The organism is Rhizobium sp. UGM030330-04, from assembly GCF_003208455.1.
Taxonomy (GTDB): Bacteria; Pseudomonadota; Alphaproteobacteria; order Rhizobiales; family Rhizobiaceae; genus Agrobacterium; species Agrobacterium rhizogenes_A.
Window position 1 is genome coordinate 116,705 of sequence record NZ_QKML01000007.1, and the last position, 26,863, is coordinate 143,567.

The following is a 26,863-nucleotide window of genomic DNA, read 5'->3' on the forward strand; positions in this document are numbered from 1 at the left end:
TTTCGGGAAAGCCGTAATGCCGTTGCAATTCGCGGGCGCGATATTTCGCCCGTCCCCATGAATGCAACACCCTCAATCGCATTTCTGGTCGTCCAGTCAGACAAGGGGCCTGTTGTGTCCGCACAACAGGCCCCTTGTTCCGGTTCGTGTGGCTTGCGCCGCCTCAACCGCCGTCAGCGCGGCAATACGGTCGCGCCCATCAGTGCCTCGTCGATTGCACGCGCAGCCTGGCGGCCTTCGCGGATGGCCCAGACCACCAGCGACTGGCCACGGCGCACGTCACCCGCCGCCCACAGCTTGTCGACCGAGGTTTTATAGTCCGTTTCATTGGCGATCACGTTGGTGGAGCCGCGGCGGTCGGTGTTGAGCGTCAGCTTACCGTCCATTTCCTTCAGCACGCTATCCGTGAAGGGGCCGGAGAAACCGATGGCGATGAAGGCGAGATCCGCCTTGATGATGAATTCCGTGCCGGCGATCGGCTTGCGGCGGTCATCCACCTGACAGCACTTCACACCGGTCAACACACCGTCTTCGCCAACGAATTCGAGCGTCGCCACCTGAAACTCGCGGATGGCGCCTTCGGCCTGCGAGGACGAGGTGCGCATCTTGGTTGCCCAGAAAGGCCAGACCGCCAGCTTGTCTTCCTTTTCCGGCGGCATCGGGCGGATGTCGAGCTGCGTGACTTTCACCGCACCCTGACGGAAGGCTGTACCGACGCAGTCGGATGCGGTATCGCCGCCGCCGACCACGACGACATGCTTGCCGCCGGCGAGAATAGGATCGGCAGGCCAGCCGACACTGTCGATGTTTTCACGACCGACGCGGCGGTTCTGCTGCACGAGATAGGGCATGGCATCGTAAACGCCATGCAGATCGGCGCCGCCGATACCGGCCGGGCGCGGGGTTTCCGAACCGCCGCAATAAAGCACGGCATCGTGGTCGGCCAGAAGCGCCTCGACCGTTACATCGACGCCGACATTGACGCCGCAATGGAAGGTGACGCCTTCGCCCTTGATCTGTTCAACGCGGCGATCGATGAAGTTCTTCTCCATCTTGAAGTCGGGGATACCGTAACGCAGCAGGCCGCCTGGCTTGGATTCACGCTCATAGACATGAACCTCGTGGCCGGCGCGGCCAAGCTGCTGCGCCGCCGCCATGCCGGACGGGCCAGAACCGATGATGGCGACCTTCTTGCCGGTGTGGATCGTCGCCGGCTTCGGCACGATGAAGCCCAGCTCATAGGCCTTGTCGGCGATGGCCTGCTCAACCGTCTTGATGGCGACCGGCGCATCCTCAAGGTTCAGCGTGCAAGCCTCCTCGCAGGGCGCGGGACAGACGCGACCGGTGAATTCCGGGAAGTTGTTGGTGGAGTGCAGATTGCGGATCGCCTCCTCCCAATTGTTGTTATAGACCAGATCGTTCCAGTCGGGGATCTGGTTGTGCACGGGACAGCCGGTCGGGCCATGACAGTAGGGAATGCCGCAATCCATGCAGCGCGCCGCCTGCTTCTGCACTTCGGCATCCGACATCGGAATGGTGAATTCGCGGAAATGGCGGATACGATCCGATGCGGGCTGATACTTGCCCACCTGCCGGTCGATCTCCAGAAAACCTGTAACCTTGCCCACGTTTATGTCCTCACATCAAAGCGGAGCGCCTGTCGGGCCCCAGTACCGGGTGGCGAAACCAAAAGCCGCCCCCAATACGATGAACTCAAATCCGGTCTCGCCGCTCGTCCAATAGATCACCGTGGGAACGGCGACCGCGATTATCAGCGAGACCAGTTGGTGTAGTGTCCTCACGCGGCGGATTACTCCGCCGCCACGCCCATGCGCATGCGCTCCATTTCCTCAAGCGCACGGCGGTATTCCACCGGCATGACCTTGCGGAACTTCGGACGGAACTCGCTCCAGCGGTCGAGTATATCCTTGGCGCGCGACGAGTTCGTGTAATGGAAGTGGTTGGAGATCAACTGGTAAAGGCGCTCCTCGTCGTGGCGCGTCATGTCCTCGGAAACGTCCACGCGTCCCTTGTGCATGAGGTCGCCGCCGTGATGGTGCAGCTTCTCCAGCATATCGTCCTCTTCCGGAACCGGCTCCAGCTCGACCATGGCCATGTTGCAGCGGGTGGCGAAATCGCCCTTCTCGTCGAGAACATAAGCCACGCCGCCGGACATGCCGGCTGCGAAGTTGCGGCCCGTTTCACCCAGAACAACGACGATGCCGCCGGTCATATATTCGCAACCGTGGTCGCCGACACCTTCGACAACCGCGACCGCGCCGGAGTTGCGCACCGCGAAACGCTCGCCAGCCACGCCACGGAAATAGCACTCGCCGGTGATTGCGCCGTAAAGTACGGTATTACCGACAATGATCGAGTTTTCCGCCACGATACGGGTGTTTTCCGGCGGGCGCACGATGATGCGGCCACCCGAAAGGCCCTTGCCGACATAGTCGTTGCCGTCACCCACCAGATCGAAGGTGATGCCACGGGCGAGGAATGCGCCGAAGGACTGGCCCGCCGTGCCCTTGAGGGTGACGTGGATCGTATCGTCCTTCAGGCCCTTGTGACCCCAGCGCTTGGCAAGCGCACCCGACAGCATGGCGCCAGCGGAACGGTCGACGTTCTTGATCGGCACTTCGAAGACCACGGGCTCGCGGTTTTCGAGCGACGGCAGCGACTTCTCGATCAGCTTGCGGTCGAGAATGTCATCGATCGGGTGCTTCTGGCGCTCGGTCCAGAAGGTCGCTTCCTTGGGTGCCTCGACCTTGTGGAAGATGCGGCTGAAATCCAGCCCCTTGGCCTTCCAGTGCGCCAGCATCTCATCCTTTTCGAGCAGCTCAGAAGCGCCGATGATCTCGTCCAGCTTGGTGACGCCAAGCGAGGCAAGGATTTCGCGCACTTCTTCGGCCACGAAGAAGAAATAGTTGATGACATGTTCCGGCGTGCCCTTGAAGCGCTTGCGCAGAACCGGGTCCTGCGTGGCAACGCCCACCGGGCAGGTATTGAGATGGCACTTGCGCATCATGATGCAGCCCGCCGCAATCAGCGGTGCTGTGGCAAAGCCGAATTCATCCGCACCGAGCAGCGCGCCGATGATGACGTCGCGGCCGGTTTTCAGACCACCATCCACCTGCAGGGCAACGCGCGAGCGAAGGCCGTTCAGCACCAGTGTCTGCTGGGTTTCGGCAAGACCGATTTCCCATGGGGAACCAGCGTGCTTCAGCGAGGTGAGCGGCGAAGCGCCGGTGCCGCCATCAAAACCGGAAACGGTGATATGGTCGGCGCGCGCCTTGGCAACACCGGCAGCAACCGTGCCGACGCCGACTTCCGACACCAGCTTCACCGAAACATCGGCTTCCGGGTTGACGTTCTTCAAATCGTAGATCAGCTGCGCCAGATCTTCGATGGAATAGATATCGTGATGCGGCGGCGGCGAGATGAGGCCGACGCCCGGCGTGGAGTGACGGGTTTTGGCAACCGTCGCATCCACCTTGTGGCCGGGCAGCTGGCCGCCTTCGCCGGGCTTTGCACCTTGCGCCACCTTGATCTGCAGCATGTCGGCATTGACGAGATATTCCGTCGTCACACCGAAGCGTCCGGAAGCGATCTGCTTGATGGCGGAGCGCTCGGGGTTCGGCTTGCCGTTCAGAAGCGGCATGTAACGGTCGGATTCTTCGCCGCCCTCACCCGTGTTGGACTTGCCGCCGATACGGTTCATGGCAATCGCAAGCGTGGTGTGCGCCTCGCGGCTGATCGAGCCGAAGGACATGGCACCTGTCGAGAAGCGTTTGACGATTTCAGCTGCCGGCTCGACATCGTCGATGGAAACCGGCTTGCGGCCGAGCGCTTCCGCCGACCTGACCTTGAACAGGCCGCGAATGGTGTTCATGCGCAGCGCCGTCTCATTCACCATGCCGGCGAATTCGCGGTAGCGATCCTGGCTGTTGCCGCGCACCGCATGTTGCAGCGAGGCAACCGCATCCGGCGTCCAGGCGTGGCTTTCGCCGCGCATGCGATAGGCATATTCGCCGCCGATATCGAGCGTGTTGGCAAGGATCGGGTCCTTGCCGAAGGCAGCCGTGTGGCGGGTTACGGTTTCTTCGGCAATCTCCGTCAGGCCGACACCTTCGATGGAGGTGGCGGTGCCGAAGAAATACTTCTCGACGAACTCCGAGGAAAGGCCGATGGCGTCGAAAATCTGGGCGCCGCAATAGGACTGGTAGGTGGAAATGCCCATCTTGGACATGACCTTGAGGATGCCCTTACCAACCGCCTTGATGTAGCGATAGACGACTTCGTCGTCGGACACCTCCTTCGGGAAGGCGCCGTGCTTATGCATGTCGAGCAGCGTATCGAAGGCGAGATAGGGGTTGATCGCCTCGGCACCATAACCGGCCAGCAGGCAGAAATGGTGGATTTCGCGCGGCTCGCCGGTTTCCACCACGAGACCGACCGAGGTGCGCAGACCCTTGCGGATCAGGTGATGGTGCACGGCGGCCGTCGCCAGAAGGGCGGGGATCGCAATGCGGTCCGGGCCGAGCTGGCGGTCGGAGAGAACGATGATGTTGTAACCGCCGCGGACGGCCGATTCCGCACGCTCGCACAGGCGCTCAAGCATCTCGGGCATACCTTCGGCGCCGCGCTCGACATCATAGGTAAAGTCGAGCGTCTTGGTGTCGAAACGGTCTTCCGTGTGGCCGATGGAGCGGATCTTTTCCAGATCGCCATTGGTCAGGATCGGCTGGCGCACTTCCAGACGCTTGGCGCGGGCAGCACCTTCGTGATCGAGAATGTTCGGGCGCGGACCGATGAAGGACACGAGGCTCATCACAAGCTCTTCGCGGATCGGGTCGATCGGCGGGTTCGTCACCTGCGCGAAGTTCTGCTTGAAATAGGTGTAGAGCAGCTTCGACTTGTCCGACATGGCCGAGATCGGCGTATCGGTGCCCATGGAGCCGATGGCTTCCTGGCCGGTCGTCGCCATCGGAGACATCAGCAGCTTGGTATCTTCGCTGGTGTAGCCGAAGGCCTGCTGGCGGTCGAGCAGCGACACGTCGCGGCGCAGCGCACGCGGTTCCACCGGCTTCAGCTCTTCAAGGATAAGCTGCGTGCGGTCGAGCCAGGTGCGGTAAGGGTGCTTGGCGGCAAGCTCGTGCTTCACTTCCTCGTCGGAAACAATGGAGCCCTTTTCCATATCGATCAGCAGCATCTTGCCGGGCTGCAGGCGCCACTTCTTGACGATGCGCTCTTCCGGCACCGGCAGCGTGCCGGCTTCCGACGCCATGATGATGCGGTCGTCATCGGTGACGAGATAACGCGCCGGACGCAGGCCGTTGCGGTCGAGCGTCGCGCCGATCTGCTTGCCATCGGTGAAGGCGACGGCTGCCGGGCCGTCCCACGGCTCCATCAGCGCTGCGTGATATTCGTAGAAGGCCTTGCGTTCGGCGGACATGGACTGGTTGCCGGCCCAGGCCTCCGGGATCAGCATCATCACGGCATGGGCCATGGAATAACCACCGCGCACGAGGAATTCGAGCGCGTTGTCGAAGCAGGCGGTATCCGACTGGCCTTCATAGGAAATCGGCCAGAGCTTGGAAATGTCGTCGCCGAACAGCACCGAGGACACCGACGCCTGACGCGCCGCCATCCAGTTGACGTTGCCACGCAGCGTGTTGATTTCGCCGTTATGGGCGACCATTCGGTAGGGATGCGCCAGCTTCCAGGACGGGAAGGTGTTGGTCGAGAAGCGCTGGTGCACGAGGGCGACAGCGGATTCGAAACGCGGATCCGACAAGTCCTTGTAATAGGCGCCCACCTGATAGGCGAGGAACATGCCCTTGTAGACGATGGTCGAGGACGACAGCGAAACGGGGTAGAAATCCTGCGTTTCCTTGCCGCCACCCTCATCATAGATACGGTTGGAGAGCACCTTGCGGATCAGGAACAGCTTGCGCTCGAAATCGGGATTGGTCGCGGCCTCGCGACCGGCGCCGATGAAGACCTGAACATGGTGCGGTTCGGTCGCTGCAATGTCCGGCGCCTTGGAGAGCGAGGCATTGTCGACGGGCACGTCGCGGAAACCGAGAAACTGCTGTCCCTCTTCACCGATCACGTCGACGATGACCTTCTTGTAGTGCTCGATGCGGGCCGGATCGCGCGGCATGAAAATGTGGCCGACAGCATATTCGCCGGCCTTTGGCAGCGTCACGCCCTGCGCCGCCATTTCCTCGCGGAAGAAACGGTCGGGGATCTGCACGAGAATGCCGGCACCATCGCCCATCAGCGGATCGGCGCCAACGGCGCCACGATGCGTGAGGTTTTCGAGGATGAACAGGCCGTCCTTGACGATCTGGTGCGACTTCTGACCCTTCATATGGGCAACGAAGCCGACGCCGCAGGCATCATGTTCATTGGCCGGATCGTAAAGACCCTGCCTTTCCGGCAAACCGCCCGCGAAACGCGCCTTCGCAGAAACGGGTGCGGCCGCAGCCGCGGTGGGACAGTCTGTGGTCAGGGTTGCGGCGGCGATTTCCGCCTGCGGCTTGTTCGTCATTTTTGTCCCTCCTGCAAAATTACTTGCACGGTTTCATGCGAAGATCCGGCTCGACACGAATTTTCGCTTCCCGCAAAATCCGCACTCAGGCCGGCTGGATCAAATTTAGGACAGCAAAGCTGTCTCAATTCCTGAGGATTTTGGCAGAAATGGGCGGAATTGGCAAGGGTGCGAATCCAATTAGTAAAGAGGTTGATGGCAGCGAAGTTTCGATACTGACCTATTGCGCGAAACTTTCTTGTCGCAAAACAGGCAGAGCCATTGCTTTCATTGCCGGATTTGCCAATCACAAGGTTAGGTCCTAGAACTTTTGCGACCACCGCTTCACGCAGCCCAACCCAGAACCTCAGCTATCGGAAAGCCTTCAGAGATGTTTTTTGCTTCAGACAATTGGGCTGGCGCCCATCCGGCCGTCAATGAGCGGCTTTCACGGGAATCCACCCGCTTTGCCGCCGCTTACGGCACCAGCGAACTCGATCTCTCCATCGAAAAACGTTTCAACGAGATATTCGAGCGCGAGGTCGCGGTGTTTTTCGTCGCCACCGGCACGGCGGCCAATTCGCTTTCGCTGGCCAGCATCGCCCGCGCCGGCGGCCTGACCTTCTGTCATTCCGAAGCGCATGTGATCGAGGATGAATGCGGCGCGCCTGACTTCTTCAGCGGCATGCGCATGGTCGCCGTCGAAGGTCCAAACGGCAAGATGCTGCCGGAAAATCTGATCGAACGCATCGCGCGTTATCCGCAGGATGCCGTTCACCATGGCCGCGCCGCCGCCATCACCATGACGCAGGCAACCGAGGCCGGCACGGTCTATACGCTCGATGAAATCGACGCCATCGCCAGGATCGCCAAGGACAACGGCCTGCCACTGCATATGGATGGCGCACGTTTTGCCAATGCGCTTGCCGCACTTGGCACCACGCCCGCTGAAATGACCTGGAAACGCGGCGTCGACGTCCTGTCTTTCGGCGGCACGAAAAACGGCTGCTGGTGCGCGGAAGCGATCGTGTTTTTCGATCCTTCGCTCGCCCGGGACTTCTCCTTCCTGCGCAAGCGCACCGCCCAGCTTTTTTCGAAATCGCGTTTCATCGCCGCGCAGTTCGAAGCCTATCTGCAGGACGATCTGTGGCTCGGTCTCGCCAGCCATGCCAATGCCATGGCCAACCGGCTGCGCGCCGGCTTCGGCTCGCTCAACAGCGCCCGCCTTGCCTGGCCGACACAAGCCAACGAAGTGTTCGCCATTCTGCCGAAGGCAGCCGCCGAAGCCGCAACGGCCAAGGGTGCGAAGTTCTATGACTGGCTGGAGCCGCGCGACATGCCGGAAAAGGTCGGCAAAGACGAAGTGCTGATCCGCATGGTCACCAGCTTTGCGACGACCGAGGCCGACGTGGACGAATTCCTGTCGATCTGCGCCTCTGTCTGACACAACATTTGAGGGCGTCCCATAACGGCGCCCTCAAACCTCCTGCAGCCGGTAACCGACACCGGTTTCCGTCAGGATATAACGCGGCTGGTCCGGGATTTTTTCGATCTTCTGGCGGAGCTGGCGCACATAGACCCGCAAATATTGCACGTCGGTCAACTCGTCCCACGCATGCTCAAGTAAAAATCGGTGCGTCAGCACCTTGCCCGCATGCTGCACCAGAACCCGCAGAATATCATACTCCTTGGGCGAGAGTTTCACCTCCCGGTCCTCCACCTTGACGATGCGCCGGACAAGATCGACCGAAAGATCGCCGGTCTGAAATACCGGTCTTTCCCCCTGGCTCTGCAGGCGGTGGCGAAGGGCCACGCGAATGCGGGCGACAAGCTCGTTCATGCCGAAGGGCTTGCTGATGTAATCATCCGCCCCCAGTTCCAGTGCCTTGACGATACCCGCCTCATCCGTGCGGCTGGAGAGAATGATCACCGGCAGCGCCAGTCCTTCGCCGCGCCATTTCGCCAGCAGATCATGCCCCGACATGTCAGGCAGGCCCAGATCGAGAACGACGAGATCGGGCTTGTCCTGCTCGACAAGCTCCATCGCCACCTTCGCATTCATGGCCTCGCTCACCGCATATCCCTGCGTCGACAGCCCCACCCGCAAAAGCTTGCGGATCGGCGGTTCATCGTCGACGATCAGAATGCGGACGGCGGCATTGGTCATTCCCGATCTCCTTCAACGGCATGGCGCGGCGCATCATCACCTGTTGCCGGCAATAGCGCCTTAATCATGATCCAGCACCGGCGTATCAGCGGGGACGGGCAGACCTATGGTAAATTGCGCGCCGCTGCGACCCGGCCTGTTCTCCGCGCGGATCGACCCGCCCATGGCCTCGATGAAACCCTTGCAGATGGACAGGCCAAGCCCCGTTCCGGCCTGCACATGGTCCGCCTTGCGTACCCGGTAGAAGCTGTCGAACACCCGCTCCGTATCGTCCGGGGGAATGCCCGGCCCCTCGTCGATGACGGACAGAAAGACATGTCTGCCCTGCCGCCATCCTCTGATCTCGATGGCCGTCTGTTCTGGAGCGTATTTGGCGGCATTATCGATGAGATTGAACAGAACCTGCTCGAACAGTACCGGATCGACCTTCAGCATCGGCAGATCGGAGGGAATATCCAGAACGATCTCGTGCCGGACGACGATTTTCGCCGCACGAGACAGCGCCGTACCGACCATGTCCCCCAGAAAATGCAACCCGTAATTCGGCTCCATCGCGCCCGAGCCGATCCTCGTCATATCGAGAAGATTGGAAATGAAGCGGTTCAGCCGTTCGGATTCCTCAACGATTGTCGACAGCAGCTCGGCGCGCGCATCGGGCGGGATATCCTCGGCAAAATCCTTAAGCGTTCCGGCCGAACCCAGAATGGCCGCAAGCGGCGTTTTCAGGTCATGGGAAATGGAGGTAAGGAGCGCGGTGCGCAGCCGGTCGGTTTCCGCCGCAAGCCTTGCCCGGTCGACATCCGAGACAAGCTGGATACGTTCAACGGCAAGGGCCGCCTGATCGGCCAGCGCATCGAAGAGCCGCTGCTGTTCGGGCGTCAAAAGCGGGCCGACCCGGTCGTCATCCAGCCCCACCACGCCGATCGCACCGCTGCCGGTGCGCAATGGCAGATAAAGGCGCTTGGCACCCGGCAGCGTATCCGCACCGCGGCCCGTGGGCTTGTTATGCTCCCATGCCCATTGCGCGGCAGCGATATCGGCATCCGCCAGCGTATCATCCGGCGGATAACCCGCCTTGACGGTGATCGTATTGTTCTCCGGCAAAAGCAGAACCACGCGCACCTTCAGCATCGACGCCATCTGGTAAGCGGTGGCCCATAACACATCGTCCAGCGTACCCGTGCCCGCCAGTTTTCTGGAGAACAGATAGAGGTCCTCCGTGGTGCGTGCCCTCGCCCGCGCCGAGGCCGCCTGCCGCTGCACGGCAACCGCAAGATTGGAGGCGACCAATGCCACCCCGAAATAAAACAGCAGCGCCACGACGCTGTCCGGCGCGCTTACCGTCAGCGTATAGCGTGGCTCCAGAAAGAAGAAATTGAAGGCGAAGGCGCCAAGCAGCGAGGCATAAAGTGCCGGCCCCAGCCCACCGCGCACGGCGGCCGCCAGAACCGCCATCAGGAACACCAGCGCCAGATTCCGGACATCGAGCATCTGGTCAAGCCCGATGCCGACGACAATGGCCACCGCCACCAGCAGCGTGCTGCTGAGATAGGCCTTGATGCGATTACCACGGCGCGAGGACGCCTGCTTCACCGTCTGCGCCGGCTTTTCCGCCGTCTTGTCGCCGGAGATGACGTGAACGCTGATATCACCCGCATGATCGATCAGTTCATGGGTGAGCGAGCGCTGGAACAGGCGCTGCCACCAGTTCTTTTTCGGACGGCCGATGATGATGTGAGTGAAATTATTGGCGTTGGCATAAGCGATGATCTCGCGTGTCAGATCAAGTGCCGGCAGGGTCACCGTCTCGCCGCCCAGCTTCTCGGCAAGCCGCATGGTGCCCGCTAGCCGGTCCTTCTCCGCCTCCGACAATTGCTGCGAACGCGGCGTATCGAGATGCAGCGCCGTCCACGGCGCGCGCAGCCGGTCTGCCTGCCTTCGGGCATAACGCACCAGGCCCGGGCCGTTGCCGCCATGGTCGAGGCAGACCAGAACCCGGTCTCCAGCGGCCCATGGTCCGGAAATGGCGTGCGACTGCATGTGGTTGAGCAATTGCTCGTCCACCCGTTGCGCCGTGCGCCGTAATGCAAGTTCGCGCAGCGCCGTCAGGTTGCCGCGCGAAAAATAATTCTCGATGGCACGCCGCGCGGTGCGGGGCATGTAGACCTTGCCATCCTGCAGGCGTTTCAGCAGATCATCGGGGGTGATATCGATGATCTCGACATCGTCCGCCCTGTCGATGATGCTGTCAGGCACCGTTTCCCGCACGCGGATGCGGGTGATCTGCGCCACCACATCATTCAGGCTTTCGACATGCTGGATGTTCAGCGTCGTATAGACATCAATGCCCTGCGCGAGGATTTCCTGAACATCCATATAGCGCTTGGGGTGGCGGCTGCCGGCGGCATTGGTATGGGCAAGCTCATCGACCAGCACCAGAGCGGGGCGGCGGGCAAGAATGGCATCGAGATCCATCTCGTCCAGCATCTGACCGCGATAATCAATGCGCTTGCGGGCGACCACCTCCAGCCCTTCGACCAGCGCCTCGGTTTCGCGGCGGCCATGGGTTTCCACGACGCCGATGATGGTGTCGACGCCATCCGCAAGCTTCGCACGGCCGGACATCAGCATTTCATAGGTCTTGCCGACGCCGGGGGCTGCGCCTAAAAAAATCTTCAGCCGGCCCCGTGCCTCGCGCCGGGCGTTTTCCAGCAGCGCATCGGGCGACGGTCGGCTCGGCATATTACTGATATCGTCAGGCATATAACCCACCAGTGGTCGAAGCTATGGCTTCCGAAGAAGCCATAGCCATTTCAGTTCATGAGCCGGCTGCGTCAAGAGCCATGTTGAGCGCCAGTACATTTACGACGGGTTCGCCCATGAAGCCCAGTTCCGGTCCCTCGACATGACGCTCGACAATGGCACGCAACGCGGTTTCATCCATGCCCCTTGCCTTTGCGACGCGCGCAACCTGAAAATAGGCGGCCTCAGGTGAAACATGCGGGTCAAGACCGCTACCCGATGCCGTCACCAGATCGGCCGGCACTTCGGCTGCCGGGTTCTCGGCTTTCGCCGTCTCATAATCCTGTTTCACCCGGTCGATCAGCTTGGCGCTGGTCGGGCCAAGATTGGAGCCGGAAGAGGAGGCAGCATTATACCCGTCACCAGCGGCCGACGGCCTGCCATGGAAATATTTCTCACCGGTGAAGGCCTGTCCGATCAATTGCGAACCCACCACGCTGCCGTTTTTCTCGATCAGGCTGCCATTGGCCTGAAAGGGAAAGAGCGCCTGCGCAAGGCCCGTCATGCCCAGCGGATAGGCAAGGCCGGTGATGGCGGTGGTGGCAAGGATCAGCACCAGTGCGGGACGAAACTGTCTAAACATTGTCTTTACTCCTCAGGCAAGACCGAGCGCCGTAATGGCGAGGTCGATGGCCTTGATGCCGATAAAGGGAACGATGATGCCGCCGAGGCCATAAATGACCAGATTGCGGGACAGCAGCGCGCCAGCACCGATCGGGCGATATTTGACGCCCTTCAGCGATAACGGGATGAGCGCGATGATGATCAGCGCGTTAAAGATGATGGCGGAAAGGATCGCGCTTTGCGGCGTCGAAAGCCCCATGACGTTCAGGACGCCAAGCTGCGGATAGAGCACCAGGAACATCGCCGGGATGATGGCGAAATATTTGGCGATATCGTTGGCAATGGAGAATGTCGTCAGTGCGCCGCGCGTCATCAGCAACTGCTTGCCGATTTCGACGATCTCGATGAGCTTGGTCGGGTCGCTGTCGAGATCGACCATATTGCCCGCTTCGCGTGCCGCCACCGTGCCGGTGTTCATGGCGACGCCGACATCGGCCTGCGCCAGCGCCGGGGCGTCGTTGGTGCCGTCGCCGCACATGGCAACGAGCTTGCCCTTGGCCTGCTCCTCGCGGATAAGCTCCAGCTTGTTTTCAGGCGTTGCCTGGGCAAGGAAATCATCGACGCCGGCTTCCGCCGCAATGGCAGCCGCCGTCATCGGATTGTCGCCGGTGATCATGACGGTGCGGATGCCCATGCGGCGAAGCTCGGCGAAACGTTCGCGAATGCCGCCCTTGACGATATCCTTCAGCTGCACGACGCCGAGCAGTTTTCCGTCCCGCACCACGGCAAGCGGCGTGCCGCCAGCCTTGGCGATCTCTTCCGCGATGGCACGGATCCCACGCGTGGCATCGGTTTCAGTTTTGACGGCCAACGCCGCATTGCCCTGTTGTGCAACGCCGCCATCGACATAGGACAGCACGGCATCGACGGCACCCTTGCGAATGGAGGCGCCCTCAAAATCGACGCCGCTCATGCGGGTCTGGGCGGTGAAGGGCACGAAGGTAGCGTGCAGCTTCTGCATGTCGCGGGCGCGGATGCCGTATTTTTCCTTGGCGAGAACGACGATGGAGCGGCCTTCCGGCGTCTCATCGGCAAGCGAGGCGAGCTGTGCGGCATCGGCAAGCTCCTGTTCGGAAACGCCGGCGATGGGCCGAAACTCGGTCGCCTGCCGGTTGCCGAGCGTGATGGTGCCGGTCTTGTCCAGCAACAGCGTATCGACGTCACCTGCCGCTTCGACGGCGCGGCCGGACATGGCAAGCACGTTGAAGCGCACCAGCCTGTCCATGCCGGCAATACCGATGGCGGACAGAAGAGCGCCGATGGTTGTCGGGATGAGCGTCACGAACAGCGCTACCAGAACGATGATCGGGATGGAGCCGCCGGCATAGGTCGCGAAACTTGGAATCGTCGCGGTGGCCAGAACGAAGATCAGTGTCATCCCCGCAAGAAGGATGTTGAGCGCGATCTCGTTCGGTGTCTTCTGGCGCTCGGCACCTTCAACCAGCGAAATCATCCGGTCGAGGAAGGTGGAGCCGGCAGCAGCGGTGATGCGCACCCTTATCCAGTCCGACAAAACCTGCGTGCCGCCGGTGACGGCCGAGCGGTCGCCGCCGGATTCGCGGATAACCGGGGCGGATTCACCTGTTATCGCTGCCTCGTTGACGGAGGCCACACCTTCAACGACTTCGCCATCCGAGGGGATGATATCGCCGGCTTCCACCAGCACGATATCATTCACCTTCAGGCTGGTGCCCGCCACCATCTTGTACTGGCTGCGGTCATCGCCGGTCAGCAGTTTCGCCTGGGTTTCGGTGCGGGTTCGGCGCAGCGAATCCGCCTGCGCCTTGCCGCGCCCTTCGGCGACGGCTTCCGCAAAATTGGCGAACAATACGGTGAACCAGAGCCAGAGATTGATCTGGAAGGAAAAGCCGAGATTGGCGCCGCCCATGACGAGATCGCGGATGAACAGCACTGTCGTCAGCACCGACACCGTCGCCACGACGAACATGACCGGATTGCGCGCAAGCGTGCGCGGGTTGAGCTTTTTGAATGCGGCGGCAATGGCCGGCACGAGGATGCGAGTGTCGAGGATGCTCGCTTGTTTGGACTGGCTCATGAAGAGGCTCCAGCGTTTGAAACAGGGCGACCGATAAGGGTCGATCAGCCCGTGAGAACTTCGAGAGCGACGACGGCGGCGAACAGGGCCGCCATCATCGCAAGAATGAGATTGGACGCGCACCAACCGCCGGGACCGGCGCTCCTTTTGACGGGAGCACCAGTGCGGACAGGAAGGTTGTGTCGGTGTCGAGGGGTTTCATTGGTCATCGTGCCACCTCAAAAGACCTGGCCCGCTGCCATCACCAGATGTTCCGCGACCGGACCAAGCGCCAGCGCCGGCAGGAAGGTGAGGCCACCGACTATCAGGATCGTGCCGACAAGCAGGCCGACAAACAGCGGACCATCGGTCGGGAAGGTGCCGGCCGATGCCGGAACGGTCTTCTTGGTGACCAGCGAACCGGCAATGGCCAGTGCCGGAATGATCACCAGAAAACGCCCCATCAGCATGCCGAAACCAAGGGTGATGTTGTACCAGGTGGTATTGCCGGTGAGACCGCCGAAAGCCGAGCCGTTATTGGCGGCTGCCGAAGTATAGGCATAGAGGATTTCGGAGAAACCGTGCGGTCCAGCGGTGCCGATCGACGCCACCGCCGATGGCAGGACCGTCGCCGTGGCGGTGAAAGCAAGCATGGCGAGCGGCAGGCAGAGAATGGCCAGAATCGCCATCTTCATTTCCTTGGCCTCGATCTTCTTGCCGAGATATTCAGGTGTGCGGCCAACCATCAGACCCGCCACGAAGATGGCGATGATGATGAACAGCAGAATACCGTAGAAACCCGCGCCGACACCACCGACGATCACTTCACCCAACTGCATGTTGATGAGCGGGACGAGACCGCCAAGCGCCGTGAAACTGCCATGCATGGCGTTGACCGCGCCGCAGGACGCGGCTGTGGTGATGACCGCAAACAGCGATGAAAGCGCCACACCGAAGCGGACCTCCTTGCCTTCCATATTACCGCCCGCAAGACCAAAGCCGTGCATCAGCGGATTTCCGGCCGCTTCCGCCCAATAGGTGACGGCGACGCCGGCGATGAACAGAACGCCCATGGCCGAAAGGATCGCCCAGCCCTGCCGCTGGTTGCCCACCATTCGCCCGAAGACATTGGTGAAGGCCGCACCGATCGCAAAGATCGACACCATTTGGATCATGTTGGAAAAGGCATCGGGGTTTTCGAACGGATGCGCGGAATTGGCGTTGAAGAAACCGCCGCCATTGGTGCCGAGCATCTTGATCGCCAGCTGCGATGCCACCGGGCCGACCGCAATCGTCTGCTGTGCACCTTCGAGCGTTTGTGCCGTGACATAGGCACCGAGCGTCTGCGGCACGCCGAGCCACACATAGACAAGGGTCAGTACGATGCAGAGGGGCAAAAGCACGTAGAGCGTCGCACGGATCATATCCACCCAGAAATTGCCGATGGCCTTGCCCGAAGCGCGCGAAAAGGCGCGGATGAGGCCGATGGCAATTGCCATGCCCGTGGCGCCGGAAACAAAATTCTGCACGGTCAAACCAGCCATCTGGGTCAGATAAGACATGGTGCTTTCGCCGCCATAATTCTGCCAGTTGGTATTGGTGACAAAGCTGACCGCCGTGTTGAACGACAGTTCCGGCCCGACGGCCGGCATTGCCTGCGGATTATAAGGCAGCACGGCCTGAAAACGCATCAGCGCGTAAAGCAGGACAAAACCGAGGAGGTTGAAAAGCAGCATGGAGAACGCATAGGTCGTCCAGTGCTGTTCCTCGCGCTCGCTTGTTCCGGCAAGGGCATAAAGGCCGCGCTCGACGGGTACAAGAACCGGCGAAAGCAGGGTGCGTTCACCACTAAAGACACGCGCCATATAGAAGCCGAGCGGCTTCACCAGCGCAAAAATGATCCCGCAAAACAGCAGAATCTGAAACCATCCAGTGAGGGTCATTGTATTGAACTTTCAATAGCCGCCGCTTCCCGATCAGAAGCGTTCGGGGCGAATGAGAGCATAGGTGAGATAGGCGGAGATAAAGACGGTGACGGCACCGCTGAGGACATAGTCGAATATCATCGCAGCCTCCGTCTAAAGCCGGTCACAGGCGCGCGTATAGGCAAAGCAGAGAGCGAAAAACACCGTCGCTGCGCCGATCAGAACAAGGTCCATCATGATGGGACTCCTTTTTTCCACGAGGAGCCGGACAGGAAGAAAAGCGCCGTCATGTGGGACGTCGCTTTTCATTCTTTCTGGCTCAGGAAGGGAACACCATCCCTTCCCGAACAGAAGAATGCACCCGAACCGCATAAAGGTTCGAGACGGCCGCAGAGGGAATAAAATAGGAATCCTATAGGAATTTCGATGCCCGCTGATGCGGGCATCGTCACCGTCTCTTAGTGCGAGAGCGGCTCGCCGAAAGCGGAAACGATGGTTTCCGCCGGGCTGTTATCTGCCAGCAGCGCCGCCAGCAGAATGCGGGCCTGGCCCGGGCGAAGCGTAGAGGAATGCACGGCACCGGCCGCGACAAGGTCATGTCCGCCGCCACCGCCGCCATAACTTGCGACGAGACGGCCTTCCGGCACGCGGCTGGAAACGACGACAGGGACGCCACGTTCCGCGCAGCGTTTCACCGCCTCGGCAATATCAGGATTGGCGTTGCCGGAACCAAGCGCCGCAAGAACGATACCTTTCGCGCCCGCCTGCAGGCTGGCATCGATGTGGGTCGCGTCACAGCCGGGATGGATGGCGACGATATCAACCCTGATATCGGCGACGGGAGCGACAAGGCTCGGCGCTGAGGCCTGAACCAGTGATCGCGCCGAGCGAAAGGCGTCCGCCGCATCCGCACTCAGCTTGTAAAGCCCCCAGGCCGACAGACAGCGACCGCCGAAAGAAAGAAGCACGCCCTTTGCGACGTTCTGCGGATCGAGCGCGGTTTCTATGGCTTGCGCCAGATTGGCGGGGCCGTCTGCATCCTTGTGGTCTGCGGTGAATTGAGCACCGGTGAAGACCACCGGCTTGGTGAGCGCGTGCTGCAGATTAACGAGCAGCGAGGATTCTTCCATCGCGTCGGTTCCGTGCAGAACAACGACGCCCGCCACCGCGGCGTCATTGAGTTCCACGCCTACCGCATCGCTGATGCGCTGCATGTCGGCCAAGGTCAGGCTGGACGAATCCTTGGCCATCAGATCGACCGGCTTCAGCCGCGCGCTGACCTGCGGAACCAGTGCCAGCAGGTCCTCGCCGGAAAGGCTGGGTGTGCTGGCGCCATCGGCACCGCGCCGGCTGGCAATGGTGCCACCGGTGGCGATGACCGCCACCAGTGGAGCATTCCCCTCCCCGCTCAATGCGATGCTCCCGCGCCCGCCCGCTCGGCGGCCAGACGATAGATGCGGTCACGCAGCAGATACCAGCCGATGACCAGCGCCGGGATGATGATCAGCAGCGAAGCGATGGTCCAGGAACCGACAGGATAATCAAACGCCATCAGCACCAGCACGCCGAACAGGAAGATGAGCGTGAGGATGCCGGTATAGGGCGCGCCGAACATGCGGAAATCCGGACGCGCCAGCTCACCGCGCTGCGAAAGCTGCCAGAGCTTCAGCTGGCAGAGCACGATGACGGCCCATGCGCAGATGATACCAAGCGCCGAAAGGTTGAGGGCGATCTCGAAGGCGGAAGCGGGCACGACGGCGTTCAAGGCCACGCCGAGAACGGTGACGACGGCCGTGACCGCAATGCCGCCATAGGGCACGCCGGCCTTGTTCATCTTTGCCAGCGCGGCCGGAGCCGAGCCGGAAACGGCCATGGAATGCAGGATGCGGCCGGTGGAATAAAGGCCGGCATTAAGCGAGGACAGCACAGCGGTCAGAACGACGAGGTTCATTATCACGTCAGCGCCCTCTACGCCAATGGAACCGAAGAAGGTGACGAAGGGGCTCTCACCGGCCTTGTAGGCGGTATAGGGCAGAAGCAGCGTGAACAGCAGCACCGAGCCGACGTAAAACACCACGAGGCGCAGAACCACGGCGCGGATGGCGCGTGGCATGACCTTGCGCGGGTCTTCGGTTTCGCCCGCCGCCGTGCCGATCAGCTCAATCGAGGCATAAGCGAAGACGACACCCTGAATGATGACGAAGGCCGGCAGAATGCCGTTCGGGAAAAAGCCGCCATTATCGGTAATGAGGCTGAAGCCGGTGACATGGCCCTCGATGGGCGTGCCGAAGATGACGAAATAAACGCCGACGACGAGGAAAATGGCAAGTGCCAGAACCTTGATCAGGCTGAACCAGAATTCAAGCTCGCCAAAGACCTTCACCGACAGCATGTTCATCGCCAGCACGACCAGAAGCGCCGTCATGGCGAAGACCCATTGGTCGATACCCGCCAGCCACGGAACATATTGCTTGAAGAAATTCATGTAGAGCGCAACGGCGGTCACATCCGCCACCGACGTCATCGCCCAGTTCAGCCAATACATCCAGCCGGCGGCAAAGGCCATTTTCTCGCCGTAGAACTCACGGGCATAGGACACGAAGGAACCGGAGCTCGGACGGTGCATGATAAGCTCGCCAAGCGCGCGCAGGACCAGAAACGCGAAGAAGCCGCACAGCGCATAAACGAAGACCAGCGCCGGACCCGCCTGCGCTAGCCGGCCGCCGGCGCCAAGGAACAGGCCGGTGCCGATGGCGCCGCCAATGGCGATCATCTGAATCTGACGCGGCTTGAGGGCCTTGTGGTAACCGAGCTCTTCTTCGACGAAGACCTCACGTTCGGCGGATGCCGTTTTCCCAGAATGCATGGATATTTATCCTCCCGATAAAGTGCTTTGCAGTCGGCGATAAGCCGGAAATCAAAATGAAACTGGCACAGTCCGTGCTGGAAATATGGCCAGCATGCTCATGCACGCTGTAAAGCTGCATGACAGATTTTCGACCCTCATAATGGCAGATAATGCCGCTCGTCAAGGGGATGTGATGATTATTGACCTTCTCTCCACCAAGGACTAAGGTCAAAAAATCTGTAAGACAGCTTTACAGATATAGCAACGCTTGAAGCCAGTGGAGGAAGAAGTGAGCGTGACGCGCAGGGAGCAGGATTTGCTCGGGACGAAGGAAATTCCGGCTGATGTCTATTGGGGCGTGCACACGGCACGCGCGGTGGAGAACTTTCAGATCACCGGCGTGGCAATCGGCCATAACCCCTATCTCGTCCGGGGACTGGCCTATGTGAAGGAGGCGGCGGCGCGCGCAAATCACGAACTGGGCCTGCTGGACACCGAACGAATGGAAGCCATTGCCGAAGCCTGCCGCGAAATCCGCGCCGGCGCGCTGCACGGGCAATTCGTGGTGGATGAAATCCAGGGCGGAGCCGGCACCTCCACCAACATGAATGCCAATGAGGTCATTGCCAACCGTGCGCTCGAACTGCTTGGCCACGAAAAAGGCGATTATGCCCGTCTTCACCCCAACGACCACGTCAATCTCAGCCAGTCGACCAACGACGCCTATCCGACGGCGGTCAATGTCGGTCTGATTGAATCAATCGACGATCTGGCGGCTTCCATGGGCGTGTTGAAGGACGCTTTCGACCGCAAGGCGCAGGAATTTGCCGGTTTCATCAAGATCGGGCGCACGCAATTGCAGGACGCCGTGCCGATGACGCTCGGCCAGGAATTCCGCACCTTCGTGGTGATGCTGGGTGAAGACCAGGCCCGCCTGATCGAATCCGCGGCCCTGCTGCACGAGATCAATCTCGGCGCCACCGCCATTGGCACCGGCCTTAATGCGCCGCGTGGTTATGCGGCGCTCGCCTGCCAGCATCTGGCAGCGCTGACAGGCCGGCCGCTGGTGACGGCGGCAGACCTTATTGAAGCGACGCAGGACCCCGGCGCATTCGTGCACCTCTCCGGCGTGCTGAAACGCGTGGCCGTCAAGCTGTCGAAAACCTGCAACGATCTTCGCCTGCTCTCCTCCGGTCCGCGCGCCGGTATCGGCGAAATCACCCTGCCGTCGGTTCAGGCGGGTTCCAGCATCATGCCGGGCAAGATCAATCCGGTCATTCCCGAAGTCGTCAATCAGGTCGCGTATGCGGTCATCGGCAACGATATCACCATCACCATGGCCGCCGAAGCCGGGCAGCTGCAGCTGAACGCCTTTGAACCGATCATCGTGCGTGCCCTTTCCCAGAGCATCAGCCAGCTCAGCGCCGCCTGCCGAACACTGGCGGAACGCTGCGTTGACGGCATCGTGGCCAATCCGGCGATCATGGCACAGCGTGTGGAGGAATCGATCGGCCTCGCCACGGCGCTCAACCCGCTGATCGGTTATTATGCGGCGACGGAAGTGGCCAAGGAGGCGCTTGCCAGCGGCCGCACCGTGCCGCAGGTGGTTCTGGAACGTGGATATCTGACGGATGCGCAATTGCAGCAGGCGCTCAGCCCGCGGCATCTCGCCAACCTGCCGGCGCTTACGGTTGACGAGCCCGATCTTCTCCAATGATCGTTGTCACCACCTGCTTCACCTGCCCAAGGTGAAGCTCCATCGCCTCGCGCGCCTCGGGTGCTGAACCCCGCCGGATCGCTTCGACGATCCGGCGGTGCTCGTAATTCGACGCAACGCGACGGCCCGCCATCAGATTGACCATCTCGGATTGCTGGGACACAGCCTCGCGGGCATCGGCGACCACCTTGGCAAACAGGCCATTGGCCGAAGCCTCCGCGATGGCGCAGTGGAACTGCCCGTCCAGCAGCACCCAGGGATGCGGCCTCTCTTCGGCTTCCATCCGGTCGCAGAGGTGCAGCAATATCTCCAGTTGCGCATCGGTGCGCCTGAGCGCCGCCCACCCGGCCGCCGGCACCTCGATGAAGGGCCGCGCCTCGATAAGATCTCGGGCGGAATAAGCGCCGTAATTCAGTTCGGAAGGCGGCGTCGGCGTCATCACATAGGTGCCGCTTCCGGTGCGGGTCTGTGTCAGCCCCAAAGTCTGGAGTGATCGTAACGCCTCGCGAATGATCGGCCTGCTGACGCCATATCGTGCCGCCAGATGGGCTTCGGAAGGCAGCCGGGTGCCGACCGCAAGCTGCCCGGAAGTAATGGCGGAGCGTATATCCTCAAACACCGCTTCTGCGGCATTCTTGCGATTGATCGGCTGCGCCTCCGCAAGCCAATCCGACAACCCGCCCATCTTTCAACCCTCCTGCAACCCAGTATGACCAGCAGTATCGGCGCAAAATCCTGAAAGATATTACAGGGCGCGATATGCGGATTCGATACGCCAGACCATTCGACCGTCCAGAAACGAAAGGACGGCCGCCGCTCTCGCGGCTAAGCCGACCTTCCTAACATTATCCAGCCCGCCGGAACAACGACGAGGGCCATTTTTATGGGAGTGAGGACGCCATGCCCTCACCCCGCTTCGACATCAGGCCGTTGCGTCCTGTCCTTTCGGCTCGTCATCCTCACGCGGAATACGGAACCATGCGACATAAAGTGCCGGCAGGAAAAGCAGCGTAAGGGCCGTGCCAATCACGATACCACCCATCATCGCATAGGCCATCGGCCCCCAGAATATCTCCCGCGAGATGGGGATAAGGGCAAGTGTGGCCGCCGCCGCCGTCAGCATGATCGGCCGCATGCGGTGCTCGGTCGCCTCGATGACGGCGTGCCATGCCGAAACCCCTTCGCTCCTCAGATGCTCGATCTGCACGACAAGGATGACCGAGTTGCGGATCAGGATGCCGATCAGCGCCAGCACACCCAGAATGGCGACGAAGCCCATCGGCGCATTGGAGAAGAGCAACGCCACCACGACGCCGATCAGGGCCGTGGGCGCCACGGCGAAGACCAGGAACAACCGGCTGAAGCTTTGCAGCTGGATCATCAGGATCGTCGCCATCGCAAACAGCATCAGCGGCACCACGGCAATGATCGGCGCTTGCGAATCCGCGCTGGATTCCACCGAGCCGCCCGTCTCCAGCTTGTAGCCGACGGGAAGCGTTTTCTGGAATGCCTCGATCTTCGGCTTCAGCTGCTCGACGATCGTCGCCGGCTGCGTCGGGCCGATAATGGCGGCCTTGACGGTGATCGTCGGTATCCTATCACGACGCCAGATGGTCGGCTGCTCCAGCTCGTAGCGGAAATTGGCGATGGCCGAGAGAGGTACGGCCTTGCCGTTCGTCGCCGGCAATTGCAGGTTCTGCAACGTCTCGATGGAGCCACGCTCGGACATCTGCGCCCGCGCCACCACATTGACGAGATAGATATCGTCCCTGACCTGGGTGACGGTCGAGCCCTCGACAATGCTGTTCATCGCATTGGCGATATCTTCCGACGAGACGCCAAGCTGGCGGGCCTTGTCCTGCAGGACATCGACCTTGACCACACGCGTCGGCTCGTTCCAGTCCATGACCATGTTGGACAGCAGCCGGTGTTCGCCGACGATGCCCGACAATTGCTGTCCGAGTTCGCGGACCTTCTGGATGTCCGGACCGCTCAGGCGATATTGCACCGGTTTTCCGACCGGCGGGCCGATATCGAGCAATTTCACGAAGGCGTCAGTGCCAGGGAATGTCCGGTTCAGGTAATCCTGCAGTTCGGCACGCACCTTGTCACGCACGTCCAGCCCCTTGGTGACGATCACCGTCTGGCCGAAGGTGACGTCAGGCGTCTGCACGTCGAAGGACAGGATGAAACGTGGCGCGCCTTCGCCGACATAGGTCGTCCAGTGATCGATATCCGTATTCTTGGCCAGCACCTCCTGCTCGAACTGCGCCATCTGCCGGTTGGTTTCAGCAATCGAGCTGTTCTGCGGCAGATTCCAGTCGACAATCAGCTCCACGCGGTCGGATGAAGGGAAGAACTGCTGCTGCACGAGGCTCATGCCGCCGACGGAAAGACCGAACAGTGCAATGGTAAGGAGGATCGTCACCCAGCGCCAGCGCAGTGCCCGGCCGAGAAGCCAGGAAAAGGCGGAGGCGAAGCGGCCCTTCTTTTCGTGGTGGGACTTCATCGTTTTCGGCAAAATCGTCACGCCCAGCAGCGGCGTGAACAGGACCGCGACGATCCACGACACGATCAGCGAAACCGCAATCACCACGAACAGCGTGAAGGTGAATTCACCCGCCGCGCTGTTGTTGAGGCCGACGGGAATGAAACCGGCGACCGTGACCAGCGTACCCGTCAGCATCGGGAAGGCGGTCGAGGTATAAACATAGGTCGCCGCCTTTCTGAGATCGTCTCCCACCTCAAGCCGCGCGACCATCATCTCGACCGCGATCATCGCATCGTCGACGAGAAGGCCGAGCGCGATGATGAGAGCGCCGAGCGAAATACGTTGCAGCGAAATGCCGCTGTATTCCATGTAAACGAAGGTGATCGCCAGCACGAGCGGAATGGAGACGGCAACCACCATGCCAGCCCTGAGGCCAAGGCTGATGAAGCTGATGACGAGAACGATGGCGATCGCCTCGAACAGGGCCGAGGTGAAGCCGGAAACGGCCTCATCGACCACGGCCGGCTGATCGGACACACGGTGCACATCGACGCCAACAGGCAGGTCCGCCACCACGCGCTTCATCTGCGCATCCAGCGCCTCGCCGAAATGCAGGAGGTTCGCACCGGTTTTCATGCCAATTGCAAGGCCGATGGCCGGCTGACCATTAAAACGGAACAGCGATGATGGTGGATCGACATAACCGCGCCTGATCGTCGCCACTTCCGTCAGCGGGAAGAACCTGTTGTTGACGCGCAGATTGATGGACCTCAGACTGTCTTCCGAGGTGAACTGGCCGCTGACACGCAACGCGACGCGTTCAGGTCCGGCATTGACGAAACCGGACTGCGTGACGGCATTCTGGGATTGCAGCGTCTTGATGATCGACTGCTGGTCGATGCCGAGTGCCGCGATCTGCCGCGTGGAAAATTCCAGATAGATCGCTTCGTCCTGCGCACCGATGACATCGACCTTGCCGATATTCTCGACGGTCAGAACCTTCGCACGGGCATCCTCCACCAGATCGCGCAATTGTCGCTGGCTGAGACCGTCGCTGGTGAAGGCGTAGATATTGCCATAGACATCGCCGAAGCGGTCGTTGAAGAAGGGGCCGACGACGCCGGAGGGGAAATCACCCTTGATATCGCCGATCATGTTGCGCACCCGCACCCAGGTGGGTTCGACGTTGCGCGCCTTGGTTTCCGGCACCAGTTCCACGAAGATCGTCGTGCGGCCGGCCACCGTCTGGCTGCGCAGATGATCGAGATTGTCGAGTTCCTCGAGCTTCTTCTCGATCCTGTCGGTCACCTGCCGGGCCACTTCCTCCGCCGAAGCACCGGGCCATTGCGCACTGATCACCATCGTCTTGATGGTGAAATTCGGATCTTCCTCACGTCCGAGGTTGAGATAGGAGAAAACGCCGGCGAGAACGAAGACCAGCATGAAGTACCAGACGAGCGAACGGTGTTCGAGCGCCCAGTCGGAAAGATTGAACTTCTTCACTGACGGACCTCCTGATCGATCCTGATGGCTTGCCCATCTTTAAGCTTGTGAACGCCGGCGCTGGCGACACGCTCGCCGGGCTTGACGCCGCCGGTGATACGCACGCTGCCGCTTTCGACCGGCTCGCCCTCTATCGTGACCGGGCGGTAGGTCACCGTTGCCGTATCGGCATTGACGATCCAGACGCCCCATCCATTATCTGTCTTCAGCAGGGCCGATGCGGGAAGCGTGATCTGCGGTTCGGGTGCCGCAAGGGCCAGAGCCGTGACGACGGACCCCAGCCGGAATGCCGGCGGCGCATCCTGCAGGCTGATTTTCGTGCGGCGCGTTCGCGTCGCCGTTTCAGCTTCCGGGGCGATTTCGCGCACCACACCGGTGGTGCGGATTTTCGGATCGAGCTGCAGGGCAATCTCGAAGGTCGAGCCGATTTCCAGCCGCTGCGCCGCAAATTGCGGAACATCCACCACAACGTCGCGCACTTCCGGCCGGGCGATGGTCACCACCGTCTGCCCGGCAGAAACGACCTGACCGATTTCACCTGATGTGGCAGTCACCACACCGTCAAATTCCGCACGCAACTGCGCATAACCCAGCTGCTCCTCGGCCTTGTCCAGATTGGCGCGGGCCTTGGCGACAGAGGCATTGGCAGTTCGCGTGGCCTGCTCGGCCTCTTCCAGTGCAGCTTCCGTGCCGCTGCGGGCCTCAGCCAGCACGCGCTGGCGCTGTTCGGTCGTGACCGCATTGGCGAGCTGCGCTTCGGCATTAGAAAGATCGGACTGGGCGCTTTTCACCGAAAGTTCCAGCGCCAGCGGATCGATCGACGCGACCACGTCGCCTTTCTTGACCAGATCGGCCACATCGACATTGCGGGCGATGATCCGGCCGAGAACGCGAAAACCAAGGTCGGTCTGGATGCGCGATTCCACCGTGCCGGTGAGGCGCAGCGCATCCGCCGACTTCTCCTCCACCACAACGGAGAGCACCGGGCGCGGTGCCTCCGCGGCGGCTTCCTGCTTTTCCTGGCAGGAAGAGACTGCGATTGCCGCAATGAGCAAAAACAAGCTTCTGTTGATCCTGAACATTATTGTGCCTGCCCCTTTTCATAGGCGACCTTTTCACCGGTCCGGAGAAATTTGGTCCCGCCGGTGACGACGATATCGCCGGGGTTGAGCCCCCCTGCGACAACGAACTGGCCGGTCTCATAATCGGCAACCTCGACCCGATGCATGGCGACCTCCGAGGACTGCGGATCAACCAGCCAGACTGCGGGACGACCGTTCTGCGAGGCCATCGCCGACCATGGAAGCTCGATGGCGTCGACCTGTTTGAAGCGGAAATGGCCGGATACGGGCGCGCCGAGTGGCATGGTCAGATCGCCGTTGAGGCCAACCTTGACCCGGATCGTCCCATTGTCCGGATCGATCGTCGGGGAAATCTCCCGCACCGGCGCCGCAACCGTGCGGGACGGATCCGACAGCAGGCTGACATTGACGAGATTGTCGATATCGCGCTCGAGGAACAGCGATTCGTAGACATCGAAAACCGCATCGCGCGGCCCGTCATGTGCCAGCGTGAAAACGAGCTGTGCGGCCTGCGCCACCTGGCCGACTTCGACATTCCGAGCCGTGATCACGCCATCCGCATCAGCCCTGAGTTCGGTATAGGACAGCGCGTCACGTGCGGTGTCGAGCTGCGCCTGCGCCGATCTCACCGCGCCCTGCGTGGTGAGCAGGGTTTCCTGGGCCTTGTCGACCGCTGAACGCGAAGTGACCTGTGTTTTGAACAGGCTCTGCTGGCGGTCGAACGTCAGTTGCGCCTGCGTCTGCTGCGCTTCGGCGGATTGCAGGTTGGCCACGGCGACATCGATGTCGGCCTTCTGCTCTTCGGGGTCGATGCGGGCGAGCAATTGTCCGGTTTTCACCCGCGCACCCACATCCACCAGCCGCTCGGTGATCTTGCCGCTGACCCGGAAGGACAGGTCCGTCTGGACCCGTGCCCTCACTTCCCCGGTGATGACGCTGCCACGATCGACCGGCTTTTTCACCGCCGTGACCACATCAACTGTCCGCAACGGTTTTTCGGCCGGCGGCTCTTCATTGCTGCAGGACGACAGGGCAAAAACACCGCCAACCGCCAGCGCGATAAGAATGGTTTTCATGGTGACCTCTTGATCTTCGCCCAATCCTATAATATTTGACTGACTGAATAGTCAATGA

At 61.1% G+C, this 26,863-nt stretch carries 17 protein-coding genes; 2 read left to right on the plus strand and 15 right to left on the minus strand.

All coding sequences use genetic code 11. The features are described 5' to 3' along the window. Positions 1-173: 173 nt before the first annotated feature. The 3 genes from N434_RS12610 to N434_RS25490 form a co-directional block, all read right to left on the minus strand. Complete coding sequence (locus N434_RS12610) at positions 174-1,628, minus strand: glutamate synthase subunit beta (protein WP_003519554.1); 1,455 nt, start codon at positions 1,626-1,628, stop codon at positions 174-176. Between the two features lie 182 nt (positions 1,629-1,810). After that, positions 1,811-6,556 (minus strand): glutamate synthase large subunit, encoded by a 4,746-nt coding sequence (gltB, locus tag N434_RS12615; protein WP_110758117.1) that lies wholly within the window; start codon positions 6,554-6,556, stop codon positions 1,811-1,813. Beyond that, positions 6,553-6,846, minus strand: a complete 294-nt coding sequence (locus N434_RS25490; RefSeq protein WP_146227647.1) for a hypothetical protein — start codon at positions 6,844-6,846, stop codon at positions 6,553-6,555. The genes gltB and N434_RS25490 overlap by 4 nt, the downstream gene beginning before the upstream one ends. Before the next feature lie 80 nt (positions 6,847-6,926). Between N434_RS25490 and N434_RS12620 the strand changes: the two genes are divergently transcribed. Further along, positions 6,927-7,979, plus strand: coding sequence for a threonine aldolase family protein (locus N434_RS12620; RefSeq protein WP_110758119.1), 1,053 nt, complete (start codon positions 6,927-6,929; stop codon positions 7,977-7,979). A gap of 33 nt (positions 7,980-8,012) precedes the next feature. Here the strand turns inward: N434_RS12620 and N434_RS12625 are convergent, their stop codons facing one another. From N434_RS12625 to N434_RS12660, 8 genes are all read right to left on the minus strand, one after another. Next, positions 8,013-8,702: a response regulator transcription factor gene (locus N434_RS12625; protein ID WP_065117352.1), complete on the minus strand. Its 690-nt coding sequence runs from the start codon at positions 8,700-8,702 to the stop codon at positions 8,013-8,015. Positions 8,703-8,762: 60 nt separating this feature from the next. Further along, positions 8,763-11,465, minus strand: coding sequence for a DUF4118 domain-containing protein (locus tag N434_RS12630; protein WP_110758354.1), 2,703 nt, complete (start codon positions 11,463-11,465; stop codon positions 8,763-8,765). A gap of 55 nt (positions 11,466-11,520) precedes the next feature. Beyond that, positions 11,521-12,087: a potassium-transporting ATPase subunit KdpC gene (gene kdpC / locus N434_RS12635; protein ID WP_110758121.1), complete on the minus strand. Its 567-nt coding sequence runs from the start codon at positions 12,085-12,087 to the stop codon at positions 11,521-11,523. A gap of 12 nt (positions 12,088-12,099) precedes the next feature. After that, a complete protein-coding gene (kdpB, locus tag N434_RS12640; RefSeq protein ID WP_110758123.1) occupies positions 12,100-14,184 on the minus strand; it encodes a potassium-transporting ATPase subunit KdpB in 2,085 nt (694 codons plus the stop codon). A gap of 218 nt (positions 14,185-14,402) precedes the next feature. Further along, positions 14,403-16,106 (minus strand): potassium-transporting ATPase subunit KdpA, encoded by a 1,704-nt coding sequence (gene kdpA / locus N434_RS12645; protein WP_110758125.1) that lies wholly within the window; start codon positions 16,104-16,106, stop codon positions 14,403-14,405. A 33-nt stretch (positions 16,107-16,139) separates the two neighbouring features. Further along, on the minus strand, positions 16,140-16,229 hold the full coding sequence (gene kdpF, locus N434_RS12650) for a K(+)-transporting ATPase subunit F (protein ID WP_110758126.1): 90 nt from the start codon (positions 16,227-16,229) through the stop codon (positions 16,140-16,142). A gap of 317 nt (positions 16,230-16,546) precedes the next feature. Further along, positions 16,547-17,500: an asparaginase gene (locus N434_RS12655; RefSeq protein ID WP_110758128.1), complete on the minus strand. Its 954-nt coding sequence runs from the start codon at positions 17,498-17,500 to the stop codon at positions 16,547-16,549. Further along, a complete protein-coding gene (locus N434_RS12660; RefSeq protein ID WP_065117347.1) occupies positions 17,497-18,954 on the minus strand; it encodes an amino acid permease in 1,458 nt (485 codons plus the stop codon). The genes N434_RS12655 and N434_RS12660 overlap by 4 nt, the downstream gene beginning before the upstream one ends. A 271-nt stretch (positions 18,955-19,225) precedes the next feature. On the opposite strand from N434_RS12660, the gene N434_RS12665 reads away from it, so the two are divergent. Continuing rightward, entirely contained in the window at positions 19,226-20,653 is a 1,428-nt protein-coding gene (locus tag N434_RS12665) for an aspartate ammonia-lyase (RefSeq protein ID WP_236774330.1), read from the plus strand. Here N434_RS12665 and N434_RS12670 read toward each other — a convergent pair. The 4 genes from N434_RS12670 to N434_RS12685 all read right to left on the minus strand — a co-directional run bounded on the left by N434_RS12670 (position 20,622) and on the right by N434_RS12685 (position 26,805). Then, positions 20,622-21,338, minus strand: a complete 717-nt coding sequence (locus N434_RS12670) for a FadR/GntR family transcriptional regulator (protein ID WP_065117345.1) — start codon at positions 21,336-21,338, stop codon at positions 20,622-20,624. The genes N434_RS12665 and N434_RS12670 overlap by 32 nt on opposite strands. Before the next feature lie 237 nt (positions 21,339-21,575). Beyond that, positions 21,576-24,647: an efflux RND transporter permease subunit gene (locus N434_RS12675; RefSeq protein WP_110758135.1), complete on the minus strand. Its 3,072-nt coding sequence runs from the start codon at positions 24,645-24,647 to the stop codon at positions 21,576-21,578. Then, a complete protein-coding gene (locus N434_RS12680; protein ID WP_110758137.1) occupies positions 24,644-25,729 on the minus strand; it encodes an efflux RND transporter periplasmic adaptor subunit in 1,086 nt (361 codons plus the stop codon). The genes N434_RS12675 and N434_RS12680 overlap by 4 nt, the downstream gene beginning before the upstream one ends. Further along, positions 25,729-26,805 carry an efflux RND transporter periplasmic adaptor subunit gene (locus tag N434_RS12685; RefSeq protein ID WP_065117452.1) on the minus strand — a complete coding sequence of 359 codons (1,077 nt, stop codon included), beginning with the start codon at positions 26,803-26,805 and terminating at the stop codon, positions 25,729-25,731. The genes N434_RS12680 and N434_RS12685 overlap by 1 nt, the downstream gene beginning before the upstream one ends. Between the last annotated feature and the right edge of the window lie 58 nt (positions 26,806-26,863).

What these genes read in the sequence shown, in the direction of transcription:
- gltB (WP_110758117.1), bottom strand. Translation starts at nt 6,556, where the DNA reads ATGACGAACAAGCCGCAGGCGGAAATCGCCGCCGCAACCCTGACCACA.
- N434_RS12620 (WP_110758119.1), top strand. Translation starts at nt 6,927, where the DNA reads ATGTTTTTTGCTTCAGACAATTGGGCTGGCGCCCATCCGGCCGTCAAT.
- N434_RS12680 (WP_110758137.1), bottom strand. Translation starts at nt 25,729, where the DNA reads ATGTTCAGGATCAACAGAAGCTTGTTTTTGCTCATTGCGGCAATCGCA.
- kdpB (WP_110758123.1), bottom strand. Translation starts at nt 14,184, where the DNA reads ATGAGCCAGTCCAAACAAGCGAGCATCCTCGACACTCGCATCCTCGTG.
- kdpF (WP_110758126.1), bottom strand. Translation starts at nt 16,229, where the DNA reads ATGATATTCGACTATGTCCTCAGCGGTGCCGTCACCGTCTTTATCTCC.
- N434_RS12660 (WP_065117347.1), bottom strand. Translation starts at nt 18,954, where the DNA reads ATGCATTCTGGGAAAACGGCATCCGCCGAACGTGAGGTCTTCGTCGAA.
- kdpC (WP_110758121.1), bottom strand. Translation starts at nt 12,087, where the DNA reads ATGTTTAGACAGTTTCGTCCCGCACTGGTGCTGATCCTTGCCACCACC.
- N434_RS12630 (WP_110758354.1), bottom strand. Translation starts at nt 11,465, where the DNA reads ATGCCTGACGATATCAGTAATATGCCGAGCCGACCGTCGCCCGATGCG.
- N434_RS12685 (WP_065117452.1), bottom strand. Translation starts at nt 26,805, where the DNA reads ATGAAAACCATTCTTATCGCGCTGGCGGTTGGCGGTGTTTTTGCCCTG.
- kdpA (WP_110758125.1), bottom strand. Translation starts at nt 16,106, where the DNA reads ATGACCCTCACTGGATGGTTTCAGATTCTGCTGTTTTGCGGGATCATT.
- N434_RS12670 (WP_065117345.1), bottom strand. Translation starts at nt 21,338, where the DNA reads ATGGGCGGGTTGTCGGATTGGCTTGCGGAGGCGCAGCCGATCAATCGC.
- N434_RS12625 (WP_065117352.1), bottom strand. Translation starts at nt 8,702, where the DNA reads ATGACCAATGCCGCCGTCCGCATTCTGATCGTCGACGATGAACCGCCG.